This window comes from Amycolatopsis decaplanina DSM 44594, from assembly GCF_000342005.1.
GTDB classification, from domain to species: Bacteria; Actinomycetota; Actinomycetes; order Mycobacteriales; family Pseudonocardiaceae; genus Amycolatopsis; species Amycolatopsis decaplanina.
Genome location: NZ_AOHO01000071.1, coordinates 264,462 through 280,892 on the forward strand (window position 1 = coordinate 264,462; position 16,431 = coordinate 280,892).

General features: G+C 68.4%; 17 protein-coding genes. 4 read left to right on the top strand and 13 right to left on the bottom strand.

Features of this window, described 5'->3' with window-relative positions; genetic code table 11:
* The first annotated feature begins 181 nt into the window (after positions 1-181).
* Positions 182-664, top strand: a complete 483-nt coding sequence (locus tag H074_RS29540; RefSeq protein ID WP_007033743.1) for a hypothetical protein — start codon at positions 182-184, stop codon at positions 662-664.
* Here H074_RS29540 and H074_RS29545 read toward each other — a convergent pair whose 3' ends face one another.
* From H074_RS29545 to H074_RS29605, 13 genes are all read right to left on the bottom strand, one after another.
* Positions 665-1,159: a nuclear transport factor 2 family protein gene (locus H074_RS29545; protein WP_007033744.1), complete on the bottom strand. Its 495-nt coding sequence runs from the start codon at positions 1,157-1,159 to the stop codon at positions 665-667.
* On the bottom strand, positions 1,156-1,644 hold the full coding sequence (locus H074_RS29550) for a hypothetical protein (RefSeq protein WP_007033745.1): 489 nt from the start codon (positions 1,642-1,644) through the stop codon (positions 1,156-1,158). The genes H074_RS29545 and H074_RS29550 overlap by 4 nt, the downstream gene beginning before the upstream one ends.
* Positions 1,644-2,879, bottom strand: a complete 1,236-nt coding sequence (locus H074_RS29555; RefSeq protein WP_007033746.1) for an MCE family protein — start codon at positions 2,877-2,879, stop codon at positions 1,644-1,646. The genes H074_RS29550 and H074_RS29555 overlap by 1 nt, the downstream gene beginning before the upstream one ends.
* On the bottom strand, positions 2,876-4,081 hold the full coding sequence (locus H074_RS29560; RefSeq protein WP_007033747.1) for an MCE family protein: 1,206 nt from the start codon (positions 4,079-4,081) through the stop codon (positions 2,876-2,878). The genes H074_RS29555 and H074_RS29560 overlap by 4 nt, the downstream gene beginning before the upstream one ends.
* On the bottom strand, positions 4,078-5,268 hold the full coding sequence (locus tag H074_RS29565) for an MCE family protein (protein ID WP_007033748.1): 1,191 nt from the start codon (positions 5,266-5,268) through the stop codon (positions 4,078-4,080). Before H074_RS29565 ends, H074_RS29560 begins: the two co-directional genes overlap by 4 nt.
* Entirely contained in the window at positions 5,265-6,296 is a 1,032-nt protein-coding gene (locus H074_RS29570; protein WP_039923647.1) for an MCE family protein, read from the bottom strand. Before H074_RS29570 ends, H074_RS29565 begins: the two co-directional genes overlap by 4 nt.
* Positions 6,293-7,330: an MCE family protein gene (locus tag H074_RS29575; protein ID WP_007033750.1), complete on the bottom strand. Its 1,038-nt coding sequence runs from the start codon at positions 7,328-7,330 to the stop codon at positions 6,293-6,295. The genes H074_RS29570 and H074_RS29575 overlap by 4 nt, the downstream gene beginning before the upstream one ends.
* 205 nt (positions 7,331-7,535) lie before the next feature.
* The gene (locus H074_RS29580; RefSeq protein ID WP_007033751.1) at positions 7,536-8,870 is read right to left on the bottom strand and encodes an MCE family protein; all 1,335 of its coding nucleotides are present in this window, start codon (positions 8,868-8,870) and stop codon (positions 7,536-7,538) included.
* The gene (locus H074_RS29585) at positions 8,867-9,715 is read right to left on the bottom strand and encodes an MlaE family ABC transporter permease (RefSeq protein WP_007033752.1); all 849 of its coding nucleotides are present in this window, start codon (positions 9,713-9,715) and stop codon (positions 8,867-8,869) included. Before H074_RS29585 ends, H074_RS29580 begins: the two co-directional genes overlap by 4 nt.
* A gap of 1 nt (position 9,716) precedes the next feature.
* Entirely contained in the window at positions 9,717-10,490 is a 774-nt protein-coding gene (locus H074_RS29590) for an MlaE family ABC transporter permease (protein WP_007033753.1), read from the bottom strand.
* A gap of 105 nt (positions 10,491-10,595) precedes the next feature.
* A complete protein-coding gene (locus tag H074_RS29595) occupies positions 10,596-11,357 on the bottom strand; it encodes a glucose 1-dehydrogenase (RefSeq protein WP_039923649.1) in 762 nt (253 codons plus the stop codon).
* Positions 11,358-11,382: 25 nt separating this feature from the next.
* Entirely contained in the window at positions 11,383-12,267 is an 885-nt protein-coding gene (locus tag H074_RS29600) for a 3-oxoacyl-ACP reductase (RefSeq protein WP_007033755.1), read from the bottom strand.
* 71 nt (positions 12,268-12,338) lie between these two features.
* Entirely contained in the window at positions 12,339-12,530 is a 192-nt protein-coding gene (locus tag H074_RS29605) for a ferredoxin (RefSeq protein WP_007033756.1), read from the bottom strand.
* A 103-nt stretch (positions 12,531-12,633) separates the two neighbouring features.
* On the opposite strand from H074_RS29605, the gene H074_RS29610 reads away from it, so the two are divergent.
* The 3 genes from H074_RS29610 to H074_RS29620 are packed head-to-tail and all read left to right on the top strand — an operon-like array spanning position 12,634 to position 16,407.
* The gene (locus H074_RS29610) at positions 12,634-13,815 is read left to right on the top strand and encodes an acyl-CoA dehydrogenase family protein (protein ID WP_007033757.1); all 1,182 of its coding nucleotides are present in this window, start codon (positions 12,634-12,636) and stop codon (positions 13,813-13,815) included.
* 10 nt (positions 13,816-13,825) lie between these two features.
* Positions 13,826-14,899 (top strand): acyl-CoA dehydrogenase family protein, encoded by a 1,074-nt coding sequence (locus tag H074_RS29615; protein WP_007033758.1) that lies wholly within the window; start codon positions 13,826-13,828, stop codon positions 14,897-14,899.
* Positions 14,896-16,407, top strand: coding sequence for a long-chain-fatty-acid--CoA ligase (locus tag H074_RS29620; protein WP_007033759.1), 1,512 nt, complete (start codon positions 14,896-14,898; stop codon positions 16,405-16,407). The genes H074_RS29615 and H074_RS29620 overlap by 4 nt, the downstream gene beginning before the upstream one ends.
* The last annotated feature ends 24 nt before the right edge of the window (positions 16,408-16,431 follow it).

Sequence of the window (16,431 nt, forward strand, 5' to 3'; positions counted from 1 at the left end):
GGCGGCGGTCCGGCGTGAGACGAGGGTGGCCCTAGGCCGGCGCACGCCGGATCCGATAACGGTTCCGGCGCGTTTTTCATCATTCGTAACGAGGCCAAATCCCCTATTGAACCGGCCACCGTTCCCGCATTCTCGGTAGCACGAGGAAAAGGGGAGGAAAATGAGAACGAAGGACTGGGCAGTGCTGACGCTGTCGACCGCGGGCGCCTTGGCCGCGTGCGCGGTACCCAATCAGGGAACGGCTACGCCGGCCGTCACGGTGGCCGCCCCGCCGAATACGATCGTGATCCAGTCACCGGCGGTCGCGGCCCCGCCTCAGACGGTTTATGTCGCACCGCCGACGACACAGACGGTCTATCCCGCACCGGCGGTTGCGGTGGCACAAACGGTGATCGCCTTCTACGACGCGATCAACCGGCGTGATTTCCTCACCGCGTGGAATCTCGGCGGGCAACGACTGGCGAAAGGCGGCACTTATGCCTCCTGGGCCAATGGATACGCGACGACTTCGTGGGTAGCGCTCACCGTGAGGAGCACGAGCGGGAACACCGTGTACGTCGATCTTTCGGCCCGGCAGACCGACGGTTCGCTGCGCACTTTCTCCGGTTCTTACACCGTTTCCGGCGGCGCGATCACCGGAGCGAGCATGAAACGGCTCTCGTGATCAAAGCGGAGTGAGCCGGGAGATCTTCCACCGGCCGTCGACACGCTGCGCGGTGACCGAAAGCTGGGAGACCGACGACTGCGGCGCGCCCCCACCGGCGGCCATCGTCTGCTGGTCGAGGAACAGCAGCACTTCGGCCTCGTCTCCGCGCAGGGACCGGACACCGAGCGAACGGACCGTCGTCGTGCGTACGAGCTTCTGTTCCCCGGCCCGCTTGCGAGCCGCGGCGAACTGGTCCCGGTACTGCCCGGTCGCCTCGCCGGTCAGCACGTCGGCCGCGGCCCGTTCGGTCCGCGCGAGGTTGCCGTGGTCGTAGGAGAAGACGGCCTTCACCCCGGCGCCGACCTGGTCCGCGACCTCGGCCGTGGCGGTCTGGTCCACCAGCGCCGCGTTGCCGTCCGAACCCAGCGAGGACGCCTGGAGGCCGAACCACACCGCGCAGCCGGTGGCCAGCACGATGATCGCGATCAGGAGCCGCGGGGTGCGCCCGGTCACGAGCCCGCCGCCTGCACCGCGCTGACCTTCCAGCCGTCCTCGACGCGCCGGTAGTCCACGGTCAGCCTGCTCACCTTGGGCACGGCCGATCCGCCGCCGGTGCTGACCCGCACGTCCAGCACGGCCATCAGGCGTGCCGTCCCGGCGGCGGCGTCGAGTTCGGTGACGGCGGCCTGCTTGAGCTCCGCGGTGGCGACGGTCTTGCTCGACCTCGCCCGGTCGATCTGGATCTGCCGGTCGCCGGTGAGGTCCTTGCCGAGCCGTCCGGTGGTGACGCCGAGCCAGCGGTCGACGTCCTGGGCCCCGCTGCGGTAGTCGATCGTGTTGAGCACCTCGAGCTGACCGGACGCGGCGGCCAGGACGGCCTCACGTTCCCGGCCCCGTGCCAGGCTGTCATCGCGCGCGGCGCTCCACCACGACCAGCCGAACCAGGCGGCCGCGAGGACCGCCAGCGCGGCGACGACGGCGAGGGCGCGGGTGAGCACTACTTGCCACCCAGCAACGCGCCGAGTCCGCCGGGCGCGGATCCGGTGAGCAGGCTCAGCACGCCCGGCAGTTGAGCGGATTCCGCCGCCTGCGGGGCCTGCTTCGGCCGCTCCGGGATCGCGGGCGGCTTACCGGCATACGGGGCGTTCTGCGAGCCTCGCACGCCTGTGGGGCTTCCCGGTGGCTCGGCGCAGTACGCCTGTGTATTCACCGGTGCTTCGGTGGTGTCGTTGGCGGGACGCTGCTTCGTGCCCTCATAGCCCTTCGTGCACGAGGCCGGGTCGAAGAAGTTGAACACGACGCCGAGGTGACCGGTGCCGTCCGGCGACGTGGAGCGCGAGAACGCCGAGATGATCGGGTACGCGACGAGGAGTTCTTCGATCGCGTCGGTGCGGGCGGAGGTGATCTGGGCGGTCGTGAGGGCGTTCGCGAACAGCACCCCGAGGTCGGTCCCGGAGACCGCGAGCACGTCGCTGATCTGGCGGCTCAGCTTCGGCGCCTCGTCGATCACGCGCCGCAGGTCCGGGTCGGACGTCTTCAGCTGCGCGGCGATCGTCTTGAGCCCGCTGGAGAACCGGCTGATGTTGTCCGCCTGCCGCCGTTGCGTGTCCAGCACGGTCCGCGAGTTGGCGAGCAGGCCCTGGGTGTCGGGCAGGTACTGTGTCGCGGTCGCGGTGAGGGAACCGGTGCTGTCCAACAGCTGCCGCAGATCCGGGCCGGCGTTCGCGAAGGCCTCGTAGGTCTCGTCGACGACGGTCTTCAACGATTCCGGTTTCACGCTCGACACCAGTTTGTCCAGATTGGACAGTACGGTGTCCGGCGCGAGCGGGATCGAGGTCTTGTCCCGCGTGATGACCGAACCCTCGGCCAGGTACGGCCCGTTTTCGTGCATGGGCAGCAGATCGACGTACTGCTCCCCCACCGCCGACCGGTTCGCGACCGCGGCCTTGGTGTCCGCGGGGATCTTCGGCGCGCCCGAATCGATGTCGAGGCCGAGGTCGATGCCGTGTTCGGTGAGCGTCATCGACGCGACCTTGCCGACCGCGACGCCGCGGTAGGAGACCTCGGCGTTGACGAAGATCCCGCCGGAGTCCACGAGCTGCGCGGTGACGAGGTAGCCGCGGGTGCCGAAGAGCCGGTCCAGCCCGGCGTATTTGCCGCCCGCGTAGACGACCGAAACCACCGCGATGACGACGAACACCGCCAGTTGGATTTTGGTCTTGCGCGTGATCACTTGCCACCTCCCAGCAGCGGCCCGAGGATCCCGCCGAGCACACCGCCCAGCACGTCCCCCTGGGGTGTCCGGGGAGCCTGCGGGAGATCACCGGCGGGCAGCGGCAGCACCGGTGGCGCGGCACCGTCGTTGAACGGGATCGCCCCGGGTGCGCCGGTACCCTGGGTGCCCGGCAGCTGGATGATCGGCTGTGACGAGTTGTTCATGTTCTCCAGGAAGGTGTCCAGGTTCAGGTCGATCTTGGCTTCGACGTTCGCGTAGTCGCCCTTGATCACGTTGCCCGCGTAGTCCGGGAACGGGTACGTGAGCAGGATCCGCAGCGCCGTCGGCAGGTCCTGGCCCGCCTCGGTCAGCTTCTTCAGCGTCGGCTGCAACGCGCGGAGGTTCGCGACCAGCGTGTCCTTGCTCGCGTTGATCGTGTCGGTCGCGACGCCGGACAGCGTGTTCAGCGACCGCAGCATGCCGACGAGCTGATCCCGTTGCTCGGTCACGACCTTGAGCCCCGGCGAGAGGTTGTCGAGCGCGTTCGTGAGGTTCTGCGTCTGGCCGGCCAGGGTCTTGGACAACCTGTCGAGGCCGTCGATGGCGCGCAGGATCTCGCCCTTGTGCCCGTCGAGCTCGGTGGCCAGCTTGTCCACCTGGGACAGCAGGGAGCGGACCTCGGCCTCGTTGCCGGTGAGCGCTTCGTTGAGTTCGTGGCTGATCTTCTGGATCTGCTCGACCCCGCCGCCGTTGAGCAGCAGGGACAGCGCGCCGAGGACCTCCTCGACCTCGGGGTTGCGGTTCGTGCGGTCCAGCGGGATCTTCGCGCCCTCGGCGAGCGTTCCTTCGGGCTTTTCGGGGGCGTGCAGGTCGACGAACTTCTCCCCCAGCAGGCTCGACTGCCTCAGTTCGGCCCGCGCGTTCGCGGGCAGCGCGATGTCGCCGTCGACCACCATGCTCACCCACGCCGAGCGCGTGTCCGGCGCGAGGTCGATCTTCTCGACCCGGCCGACCGGGACGTCGTTGACCTTCACACTCGCCTGTGGCACGAGGTCGAGGACGTCGGAGAACTGCGCGGAAAGCCGGTACGGATGGTCGCCGAGATCCGCGCCGCCCGGCAAGGGAGTGTTGTACAGCCCAGAGAAACCGCCGTCACCGCATCCGGCCAGCACCAGGACGCCCGCCATCACCCCGGCGATCTTCCGCCGCTGCCGCCTCATTTCGGGAGTCCCTTGCTCATGACGTCGATCAGCGGGAGCGGCAGCGGCGGCAGTTCACCGCTCTGCAGCGAGGCCAGCACCTGCGGGACCGACGGGAGTTTCAACGTGCCGTCGAGGATCGGCGCCAGTTGCTTGCAGATGTTCCCCAACGCGTCCGGGATCGGCTTCGGCGTGCTCGCGCTGATCAGGCGGCACACGGTCAGGATCGGCGGATGGGTCAGCTCGTTCAGGTTGTCCCGCACCGCGATCGTGCCGGACGCCGCGTCGTAGGAGTTGATGAAGTTGGTCGCGCCGGTCGGCGCGATGTCGATCACCTCGGCGAGCGAGGCCCGCTGGTCCACGAGTACCTTCGTCAGCCCGGCCAGTTTGTCCACATTGGACGAAAGCAGATCCCTGTTCTCCGCGACGAACTTCTCGACATCGCCCATCGCCGTCGCCAGGGAGCTCAGCGCGGCCCCCACGTCGGCGGAGTCCGCGGCCAGGAAACCGCTCACGTCCGCAGCGCGGCGGTAGAACTCGTTGAGCTGCTTGTCGCTTTCGGCCAGCGCGCCGGTGAAGGAGTTCAGGTTCTGGACCGTGGTGAACAGGTCGCCTTTGGAGCTGTCCAAGGTCTTCGCCAGTTCGGACAGCCGTGTCACCGTGGTGTTGAGGTTCTTCCCGTTACCGTCGAGGTTCGCCGCCGCCGTGTCGAGCACGTCGGACAGCGCGCCGTTCTTGTTGGCGCCGTTGGGTCCCAGACTGGTCGAGAGCTTGTCGAGACTCGTGTAGAGGTCGTCGAGTTCGGCCGGTGTCGCCGTCTTCTCCTTGGCGATCACCGTGTCCGAGGCCATTTCGGGGCCGCTCTCGTAGGCCGGGGTCAGCTGCACGTACCGGTCGCTGACCAGGCTCGGCGCGACGACGACGGCGCCCGCGTCGGCCGGGATCGGGGTGTCGCCGTCGATCCGCATGTCGACCCGGACAGCCTCACCCTGCGGCGTGACGCCGGTGATCTCGCCGACCTTCACCCCGAGCACCCGGACCGACGAACCCGCGTAGAGCCCGACGGTCTTCCCGAAGTAGGCACTGATCCGGGTGCCCCCGGGTTCGGAGAACACCAGCCACAGACCGGCTGTCACGATCAGCACGAGGACGCAGGCGGACGCGACCCAGGTGTAGAGCGTGCGTCCGGTGCGCGTGTGGTTCGTCATCGTCCACCCACCCCCTGGTTCGGCGCCGCGATCGGCGGGGTGCAGCCCTCCGGGTTGACCTGGAACGCGCCCGCGATGATCGTCGGCGGCAGCAGCCCGCACAGGTAACCCTCGAACCAGCGCCCGTTGCCGGTCGCGTTGGCGCCGACGCGGGCGAACGGCGCCATCAGCGCGAGACTGCGGCTGAGGTTGTCCTGGTTGCGCTGCAGGATGTCGGTGACCTTGCCGAGCTTCTCCAGCGTCGGCTTCAGCTGCTGCCGGTTGTCGGCGACGAGTCCGGACAGCTGTGCGGAGACCTGTTGCGTGCCCTTGAGCAACGTGCTGATCGCGTCCTTCCGGTTCTGCAGTTCGGCGAGCAGGAGGTTGCCGTCGTCGAGGATCCGCTTCAGCTGGGCGTTGCGATCGGACAGCGTCTTGGACACCTTGCTCGTGTTGGCCAGCAACGTCTTCAAGTCACCGTCGCGGGAGGAGACCGTCTTGGACAACGAAGAAAGCCCCCCGAGGGCGTCCTTGAGGTACTGCGGGCTGTCCTTGAGCGCGTCGGAGAGGACGGTGAAACTCGTCGCCAGCTGCGCGGTGTCGATCTCGCCGACCGTGCCCGACAGTTCCTGGAACGCGTCCTGCAGTTCGAACGGCGTCCGCGTGCGGTCGAGCCCGATGGTGGTGTTCGGGTCCTGGTTCGCCTTGCCTTTCGGCGTCAGCGCGAGGAACTTCTCGCCGAGCAGCGTCTTGATCTCGATCGACGCGGCGGTGGCGTCGCCGACCCGGACGCCGGAGACCCGGAACTTCACCAGCACCTTCTTGCCCGCCAGCTCCACGGAGCTGACCTGGCCCACCTTGACCCCGGCGACCTGGACCTCGTTGTCCGGCGCCAGCCCCGCCGATTCGCCGAAGTACGCGGAGTACGTCGTCCCGCTGCCGAACAGCGGGATCCGGTCGGAGAAGTACGTCGTCGCGGTGACCAGCACGATCAGGATCAGCGTCACGCCGCCGACCACGGCCTGGTTGCGTTCCTTGAGCGGCTTCACGGCCCGCACCTCTCCGGTCGCTGCGTACCGGGCAGCGGCGTGATCGGCAGTTCGATGTTGAGCGACTTGATGCCGATGCTGCCGGAGATCCCGCACAGGTAGTAGTTGAACCAGCTGCCGTAGCTCAGCGTCCTGGTGAACTTCTGCAGGTTGCCCGGCAGCACCTGCAGGAGATGGTCGAGCAGCTGTTCCGAATCGCCGAGGTTCTGTGACAGCGCGCCGAGCTGCGCGACGTCGTCCTTGAGCGCGGGCCGCGCGTCGGCGAGCAGGCCCGTCGTGGCGACGGTGAGGTCGCCCAGCGCCTTGACCGCGTCGCCGATCGGCTGCCGCTGCTCGGAAAGCCCGGTGACCAGCCGCTGCGTCTGGTCGATCAGCTCGCCCAGCTGCGGCGAGCGCCGCTCGACCGTGCCGAGCACGGTGTTGAGGTTCGCGATGACGTCACCGATGATCTTGTCCTTGCCCGCGATGGCCGACGTGACCGACGCGGTGTGCGCGAGCAGGCTGGTGATCGTGCCGCCCTCGCCCTGGAAGACCTGGATGATCTCGTAGGACAGCTTGTTGACGTCCTCCGGGTTCAGCGCGCGGAAGAGCGGTTTGAACCCGTTGAAGAGCACGGTCAGGTTCAGCGCCGGTTTGGTGCGCTCGGGCGGGATGACCCCGCCGCGCGGCAACGACTTCTCGTCCCCGATGTCCGTGCCGAGCGAGAGGTACCGCTGCCCGACCAGGTTGCGGTACTTGATGGTCGCCGTCACCGACGCCGGCAGCCGATGCGTGGTCTGGACGTCGAAGTGGACCTGGGCGAGGTTCTTCTCGCCCTCCTCGACCTCGATCTTGCCGACCTGGCCGACCTTCACACCGACGATGCGGACGTCGTCACCCTCCTTCAGGCCGGACGCGTCGGTGAACTTGGCCGTGTAGCCCGAGGTTTCGCCGAAGTTGGTGTTCGCGATGGTGGCGCCGAGGATCGCGGTGAGCAGCACGGTCACCACGGCGAAGACGAGGATCTTGACCAGATCCGGGACGAAGGACCTCACCGGTGCTCCACCTCCGCCCTGACCGGTGGGCTGAAGGGGGTCGTGGCCGCCACCTGCGTGTCGCGAAAGCCACTTTCGGGACACGCGACGTCCCGAAAGTGGCTTTCGCGACGTGGCCGAAGCGCGTCGGCGGTGCTTGGCGAGGCCAAACTGTGCCCGAGCCCGAAGCAGCGGCCGACCACCCACCGCACGTTCACGTCATAACTCACCTGAGTTCCACCTCCGCCCCGCGGTACAGCGGCCCGACCAGCAGGCTGCCCCAGTTGGGCACCTGATCCGGCGTCGTGCCCATCGCCGGTGACACGAGCAGGTCGATCAGCCGCTGCTCGTCCGGCGTGTTCACCACCGATCCGCCCGCGCTCCCGCCCGCGGGCAAGGTCCCGTTCGAGGGCAGGGTGCCGTCGGGGTCGCGCGGCGGCGCGGGTTTCGAGGACCCGTCGTCGATCGCGCCGTCCGGCGGATACTGCGGCCACCGGCCCGGCGGCGGCACCTCCGGATAACACCGAGGGCCGCGTTTGTCGTTGTACTTCGGCTCGTCGACACCGGGCAGGTACTTGCCCCGGCTCGGCGTGAACTCGATCGTCACCCGGCTGACCTCGGGATGCGCGGTGCCCTTGCCGAACGCGAGTTCCGCGCGTGGCACCGATCCGGCGAGCTGCTTGAGCAGGCACGGATACTCCGGCGCGTACTTCGCGAGGACGTCCAAAGTAGGCTGGAGGCTGGTGGTGAGCCGGATCAGGTTGTCCTGGTTCACTTTCAGGAAGCTCGTCAGGTCGATCGATGCGGCGGTCACCGTCGAGTAGACATCGGCGAGACCGCGCTGGCTCTCGACCAGGGTCTTGCTCGTGGTGGTCAGATCCGACAGCGCGGCCAGCAGATCCGGCGCGGCCTTGTCGTAGATCGCGGCCGCGTCGGCGAGTCCGGTGATGTCGGCCTTGAGATCGGGCAGCGACGGGTTCACCTTGCCGAGGTAGTCCGAAAGCCCCGCCAGCGTCGAGCCGAGCTGCTTGCCCTGACCGTCCAAAGCGGACGCGACGGCGTTGAGCGTGCTGGCCATCTTCTCCGGCTGAACGGCCTGCAGCAACGGCATCACGTTGCCGAGCACGGTTTCCAGCTCGATCGCGCTGCTGCTGCGGTCCTGCGGGATGACGTCACCCTCGGCGATGTGCCGCTCGGGTTTCTCAGGGACTTGCAAAGCCACATAGCGCTCGCCGAACAGCGTCTTCGGCAACAGCCGCGCGGACACGTTCGACGGGATGACCGATGTCTTGTCCGGCTGCAGTGCGAGGTCCATCGTGGCGCGATCACCGTGGGCCTGGATCGACCGCACCTCGCCGACGACCATCCCCCGCACCTTGACGTCCGCGCCCTCGCGCATCTGGTTGCCGATCCGGTCGGTCTCCAGTTTCACCAGGGTCACCGTGGTGAAGGCCTTCTGGTAGAAGGCGATGGTGGTGACGAAGAACAGCACGACCACCACGAGGAAGATCAGCCCCAGCACCTGGTGCCGGAGCCGCCGCAGCAGAATCCCCCTGTTCACCCGGAAATCCTCACTGTCGTGGTGGCGCCCCAGATCGCGAGGCTCAGGAAGAAGTCGAGAACCGAGATCAGCACGATCGACGTCCGCACCGCCCGGCCGACCGCGACGCCGACCCCGGCGGGCCCACCGCTGGCGGTGTAGCCGTAGTAGCAATGCGACAGGATGACGAGCACGCTGAAGATGATCACCTTGAGGAACGACCAGAGCACGTCCTCGGGTGGCAGGAACAGCGTGAAGTAATGGTCGTAGGTGCCCGCGGACTGACCGTAGAGCCAGATGGTGATCTGCCGCGAGGCGAGATAGGACGAGAGCAGGCCGACGGCGTAGAGCGGGATGACCGCGCTGACGCCGGCGATCACCCGCGTCGTCACGAGGTAGGGCAGGCTCGGCACGCCCATCACTTCGAGCGCGTCGATCTCTTCGGAGATCTTCATCGCGCCGAGTTGCGCGGTGAACCCGCAGCCGACGGTGGCCGAAAGCGCGAGCCCGGCCGAAAGCGGCGCGACCTCGCGGGTGTTGAAGTAGGCCGAGATGAACCCGGTCAGCGCCGCCGTGCCGAGCTGGTTCAGCGCCGAGTAGCCCTGCATGCCGACGATGAGCCCGGTGAACAGCGTCATCCCGATCATCACGCCGAGCGTCCCGCCGATCACCGCGAGCGCGCCCGTGCCGAAGCTGACTTCGGTCAGCAGGCGGAAGATCTCGCGGCCGTAGCGCCGGATCGTGCGCGGGGTCCAGGCCAGCGCCCGGAAGTAGAACGACAGCTGGCCGCCGAAGCCTTCCAGCATCGCGCCTGGACGCGCGATGATCTCGAGCGTCCGGTCCGAAACAGCGGGTTCGCCTGCCATGTCACATCGCCTTCGGCGGCACGATGCGCAGGTAGATCGCCGTCAGCACGACGTTGATCAGGAACAGCAGCAGGAACGTGATGACCACGGCCTGGTTCACCGCGTCGCCGACGCCTTTCGGCCCGCCCGCCGGGTTCAGCCCGCGGAACGCCGCGACCACCCCGGCGACGAAACCGTAGAGGAGCGCCTTGATCTCGCTGATCCACAAATCCGGTACTTGAGCGAGCGCGTTGAAGCTGGCGAGGTACGCGCCCGGGGTGCCGCCCTGCATGACGACGTTGAAGAAATAGCCGCCGAGCACACCGACGACGCTGACCAAACCGTTCAGCAGCACCGAAACCACGATCGCGGCGAGCACGCGGGGCACGATCAGGCGCTGGATCGGGTTGACCCCGAGGACCTCCATCGCGTCGATCTCTTCGCGGATCTTGCGGGCGCCGATGTCGGCGCAGACCGCGCTGCCGCCCGCGCCCGCCACCAGCAGCGCGGTGATCAGCGGGCTCGCCTGCTGCACGATCGCGAGCGCGCTCGCCGCGCCGGTGAACGACTGCGCGCCGATCTGCTGCGTCAGCGATCCCAGCTGCAAGGCGATGACCGCACCGAACGGGATCGCCACGAGCGCCGTCGGCAGGATGGTGACACTGGCGAAGAACCAGCACTGCTGGATCCATTCACGGAACTGGAACGGGCGTTTGAAGATCGCGCGCAGGACTTCCCACGACAGGGTCGCGAGCCTTCCGACCTGTGTGAGCGCACCCGTACCGGGGACGGACATCGTCGCTCCCACAGAACCTCCCAGTCGCCTGCCCCGAGTCTTACTCCACCTGTCAACGCCCCATTGCGTTAGCGGTGTTCACTTTGCTCTCTCGGCACCTCCGGTTCAGAACTTGAGTGCGTGCGTCGCCGTGGCGCCGCCGTCGGCGACGAACTCCGCGCCCGTGCTGTACGAACTTTCGTCACTGGCCAGGAACAAGACGAGTTTCGCGATGTCCTCCGGCTGCCCGACGCGGCCGAGGGCGACCTTCTTTCCCACCCACGACATGTCGACTTTCTGCCCGCCCGCGGCGGCGGCGACCATCGGGGTGTCGATCGCGCCGGGATGAACCGAATTGACCCGGATGTTCTTCGCGCCGAGTTCGAGCGCGGCGACCTTGGTCATCCCGCGGATCGCGAACTTGCTCGCGGTGTAGGCGACGAGGAACGGCATCCCGGCGAGCCCTTCGACTGAGGACACGTTGACGATGGAGCCGCCTCCGGCCCCGGTCATCGGTTCAACGACCGAACGCATCCCGAGAAACGCCCCGATCTGGTTGACCCGGATGACGCGTTCGTAATCGGCGAGCGTGGTCTTGCCGAGTTCCGAGAAGTGCAGGATGCCCGCGTTGTTGACCAGCACCGTCGGCGGGCCGAACTCCGAGACGGTGCGCTCGATCGCGGCGTCCCATCCGGCCTCGTCGCTGACGTCGAGGTGCTGGTAGACGGCCGACTCGCCGAGATCGGCGGCGAGTTTCTTGCCGTCGAGGTCGTTGATGTCGGCGATCACCACGCGCGCGCCCTCGGCGACGAACAGCCGCGCGGCCGCCTCGCCCTGCCCGCGGGCCCCACCGGTGATCAGCGCTACCTTGCCGTCGAGCCTGCCCATCGTCATCCACACCTGTTCCTGTTGTTCACGGCAGCGACATGATCTCGGACGCGGAGAACATCCGTTCCGGGTCGCGGTCGGCGAAGTAGCCGCCCACGCATGCGACGAGTTCTTCGGTGGTCCAGGTGCCGTTGACGGTGTCGAACCGCTGTTCCACCGACGGCGGCCGCATCAGCGCGACCATCCCGCCGTAGACGAGGAACACCTGGCCGTTGACGCGATCGGCCTCGGGCGAGCAGAGAAAGGACACGAACGGCGCTACATGGTCGACCGAAAGCGGGTCGATGCCTTCCGGCGCGTCGGCTCCGAAGACCGCTTCGGTCATCGCCGTGCGGGCGCGGGGGCAGATCGCGTTGGCGCGGACGCCGTAGCGGGAAAGGCCGCGCGCGGTGGAGACGGTGAGCGCGGCGATGCCCGCCTTGGCCGCGCCGTAGTTCGGCTGCCCGGGGGCGCCGAGCAGGAACGACTCCGACGCGGTGTTGACCACCCGGCCGTACACCGGCGCGCCGTCTACTTTGGACTTGTCTCGCCAGTACGCCCCGGCATTGCGCGAAAGCAGGAAGTGCCCGCGCAGATGGACCCGGAGCACGGTGTCCCATTCGTCGTCGGACATCGAGAACAGCATCCGGTCGCGCAACACGCCGGCGTTGTTGACCAGGACGTGCAGTCCGCCGAAGTGGTCGACGGCGGCGGTGAGCAGCGCGTCCGCTGTCGCGGACTCCGAGACGTCGCCGGTGACCGCGACGGCCTTGCCGCCCTCGGCCTCGATCTCGTCGGCCACCGCCCGCGCCGCGACCGACACGTCGTTGACCACCACCGACGCTCCCGCGGCGGCCAGCGCCAGCGCCTCGGCCCGGCCGAGTCCCGCGCCGGCCCCGGTCACGATGGCCGTCTTGCCGTCCAAACTCACTCCGGGCCTCCTTGCCTCTCCGCACACACTAGAATCTGTTCTTGCCCGATGCAAGCATCAAATAAACGGTGCTAACCACGTATGAGCAGGGCATTTTTCGGACAGCTCGCCACAGCTTGAGTAACACGTTCTACTTGATTCTGCGGAACTTCGGCCGACGCGAGGACGAGCTCCTCGTCGTCATCGAGATCGAAGACCTCCGGCGCGAAGCCGACACAGATCGCGTTCGCCTCGCACAGCGAGCGATCGACGTCGATCTCCATATTCCCTCCTCGCCGCCACACCTGGTACAACTAGAACAGGTTCTACCCTACCGCCGCGAGCGGCCATGGCACCAGTAACGAGCACCGACGGCAGAGGTGACGGATGCGGATCGACTACACGCCGGAGCAGCGGGCACTGGCCGGGGAACTCCGGGAGTACTTCGCCGGGCTGATGACCCCCGAACGCCGTGAAGCCCTGGCCGGCGACGGCGGCGAGTACGGCAACGGCCTGGTGTACAAGGAGATCGTCCGCGAACTCGGCAGTTCGGGCTGGCTCGCGATCGGCTGGCCCCGCGAGTACGGCGGCCAGGACCGGCCGATGCTCGACCAGCTCATCTTCACCGACGAGGCGGCCGCGGCGGGGGTGCCCGTCCCGTTCCTCACGGTGAACACCGTAGGGCCGACCATCATGCGCTACGGCACCGAAGAACAGAAAGCGTTCTACCTGCCGAAGATCGCCGCCGGAGAACTGCACTTCGCGATCGGCTACTCCGAACCGGGCGCGGGGACCGACCTGGCGGCCCTGCGCACCCGCGCGATCCGCGACGGCGACGACTACGTCATCAACGGCCAGAAGATGTGGACGAGCCTGATCGAGTACGCCGACTACATCTGGCTGGCCGCCCGCACCGACCCCGAGGCGCACCGGCACAAGGGCCTGAGCATGCTGATCGTGCCGACGTCGGCCCCCGGCTTCTCCTGGACGAAGGTGCACACGGTCGCCGGGCCGGGCACGAGCGCGACCTACTACGACGACGTGCGCGTCCCGGTGACCTCCCGGGTCGCCGGGGAGAACGAGGGCTGGCCGCTCATCACGAACCAGCTCAACCACGAACGGGTCGCGCTGACCTCGGCAGCACCGATCCAGACGTCGCTGCGCGAGGTGCTGAACTGGGCGCAGACCACGAAACTGCCCGACGGCTCCCGCGTCGTCGACCAGCCGTGGGTGCGGCTGCACCTGGCGCGGATCCACACGCACGCCGAGTACCTGAAACTGCGGAACTGGCGGATCGCCTGGGCGGCCGCGAGCAGCGAGCTGGGCCCCGAGGAGGCGTCGGCGACCAAGGTGTTCGGCACGGAGTTCGCGACCGAGGCCTACCGGCTGATGATGGAGATCCTCGGAGCGGGCGCCGTGGTCCGTGACGGCTCCCCCGGCGCCCTGCTGCGCGGCCGGATCGAACGGCTGCACCGCTCGTCGCTGATCCTCACCTTCGGCGGCGGCGCCAACGAGATCCAGCGGGACATGATCGCCGCGACCGCCCTCGGCCTGCCCGTCACGCGCTAGGAGACACCTCATGGACTTCACACACACCGAAGCGCAGCGGGATCTCGCGTCGCTCACGCGCCGGATCCTGACGGACAAGGTCACCCCCGAGGTACTGGGGCCGCACGGTTCCGGCGGATTCGACGCTCCACTGTGGACTGCGCTGGCCCAGGCCGGGGTGCTCGACGCCGCGCTGCCGCAGTCGGTCGGCGGCGGCGGGTTCGGCCTGCTCGAGCAGTGTTCCGTCCTGGCCGAGATCGGCCGCGCGGTCGCGCCCGTGCCGTATCTGACGTCGGTCGTCATGGGCGCGGCGGCGGTCACGGAATTCGGGGACGGGCGGCTCGCGGAGCGCTGGGTCGTCCCGATCCTGCGCGGCGACCACGTCCTCGCGGTGGCGCTGCCGGATTACGGCGTGCCGTGTGGTTTCACCGCCGAGGCCGACGGCGACGGCTGGCGCCTGACCGGCGCGCAGACCGCGGTGCCTTCGGGCGCTTTCGCGCACGGGTTCCTCGTCGAAGCCGCCATCGACGGCGGTCGTCAGGTGTTCTTGCTCGACCGGGACTCGGTGACCGTCTCACCGCAGCGGACCGTCGACCACGCCGACGCGGCGCTCGTCGAACTGTCCGGCGCGAAGGCCACGGCCTCACTGGGCGACATCGGCGAATGGCTGCGGCTGCGGGGCACGATCGGCGTCTGCGCGCAGCAGCTCGGCGTCGTCGAACGGGCGCTGGAGCTGACCGCGGCGTACGCGCGGGAGCGCAAGCAGTTCGGCCACCTCATCGGGAGTTTCCAGGCGGTGCGGCAGCGGCTCGCCGACGGCTACGTCGACGTCGAAGCCGTCCGGCTGTCGTTGTGGCAGGCCGCCTGGCGGCTGAGCGAAGGCCTGCCGTCGGCCGAGGAGGTCGCGACGGCGAAGTTCTGGGCGGCCGAGGCCGGACATCGCGTCGCGCACACCGCCGTGCACATCCATGGCGGGGTCGGCATCGACGTCGACCACACGCTGCATCGTTACTTCGTCGCGGCGAAGCGGCTCGAATTCATCCTGGGCGGGGCGACCGCGCAGCTGCGGGGGCTCGGCGATCTCCTGGCCGCGGACCCGGCATGACCCCCACGGTCACGGAACTCCTGCTCGCCAGGGCGGAGGACCACTCGACCGGGCTACTGTTCGAAGACCGGCGCTGGTCCTGGGCCGAACACGTCCGGGCCTGCGCCGGATACGCGGCCGCGCTCACCGGGATCCTGCGTCCCGGCGGGCATTTCGGGCTGCTCGCGGACAACGTCCCCGAGTTCTCGTTCCTGCTCGGCGGCGCGGCGCTCTCGGGGCACGTGCTGGTCGGCCTGAACCCGGCGCGCCGGGGCGCGGCGCTGGCCCGCGACGTCGCGCTGGCCGACTGCGAGCTGGTGTTCGCCGAGGAGAAGTACCTTTCGCTGCTGTCCGAGGCCGCTGTGCCAGTGCTGCCGCTGGGCGATCTCGAACCGGCGCGGGAGGCCGTCGTCCCCGCGGCCGCGAAGCCCGAGGACCTGCTCATGCTGATCTTCACCTCCGGCACCAGCGGCGCCCCGAAGGCCGTCCGGTGCACGCACGGCAAGATCGCCTATCCCGGCGAGATGCTGGCCACCAGGTTCGGTCTGTCCACACAGGACAACGTGTACATGTCGATGCCGATGTTCCACTCCAACGCCATCATGGCGGGCTGGTCGGTCGGACTCGCCGCGGGCGCTGGGATCGCGCTGCGGCGGCGGTTCTCCGCCTCCGGTTTCCTCCCGGACGTCCGGAAGTTCGGGGCGACCTATGCCAACTACGTCGGCAAACCGCTGTCCTATGTGCTCACCACTCCCGCGCAGGACGACGACGCCGACAACCCGTTGAAACTGGTCTACGGCAACGAAGGCGCGGAGGCCGACCTCGCCGCTTTCGGCGCGCGATTCGGCTGCCACGTGGTCGACGCGTTCGGTTCGACCGAGGGCGGCGTGAATTTCGGAAGGGACGCCACCACTCCGGCCGGTTCGCTCGGCCGCCTGCTCGACGGTGTCGCCGTCCTCGACCCGGAAACCGGGAAACCCTGTCCCCCGGCGGAATTCGACGCGGGCGGGAAACTGCTCAACGCCGCCGAGGCGGTCGGCGAACTGGTCAACACCGGCGGTCCCGGCTTCTTCGCCGGCTACTACGGCGATCCGGCGGCCGAGGCCGAGCGGATGCGCGACGGGATGTACCACACCGGCGACCTGGCCTACCTCGACTCGGACGGCTACTGCTACTTCGCGGGACGGCTCGGTGACTGGCTGCGTGTCGACGGCGAGAACCTCGGCACCGCCCCGATCGAACGCGCGCTCCTGCGGCATCCCGCCGTCAGCGAGGTCGCCGTGTACGGCGTTCCGGATCCGCGGGTGGGCGACCAGGTGATGGCCGCGCTGGTCTGCGGGTCGCCGATCGACGCGGACGAGTTCGCCGCTTTCGTTGCCGCGCAAGGTGATCTCGGGCCGAAGCAGTGGCCTCGGTTCGTGCGGGTGATCGGCGAGCTGCCGCGGACCGCGACGCACAAGGTGCTCAAGCGGGAATTGGCGGCCGAGGGTTCCGCGGCGGCGCGGGAGATGCGCTACCCCCGGGACTGATCCCAGGGTCGGCACCGGTGATCT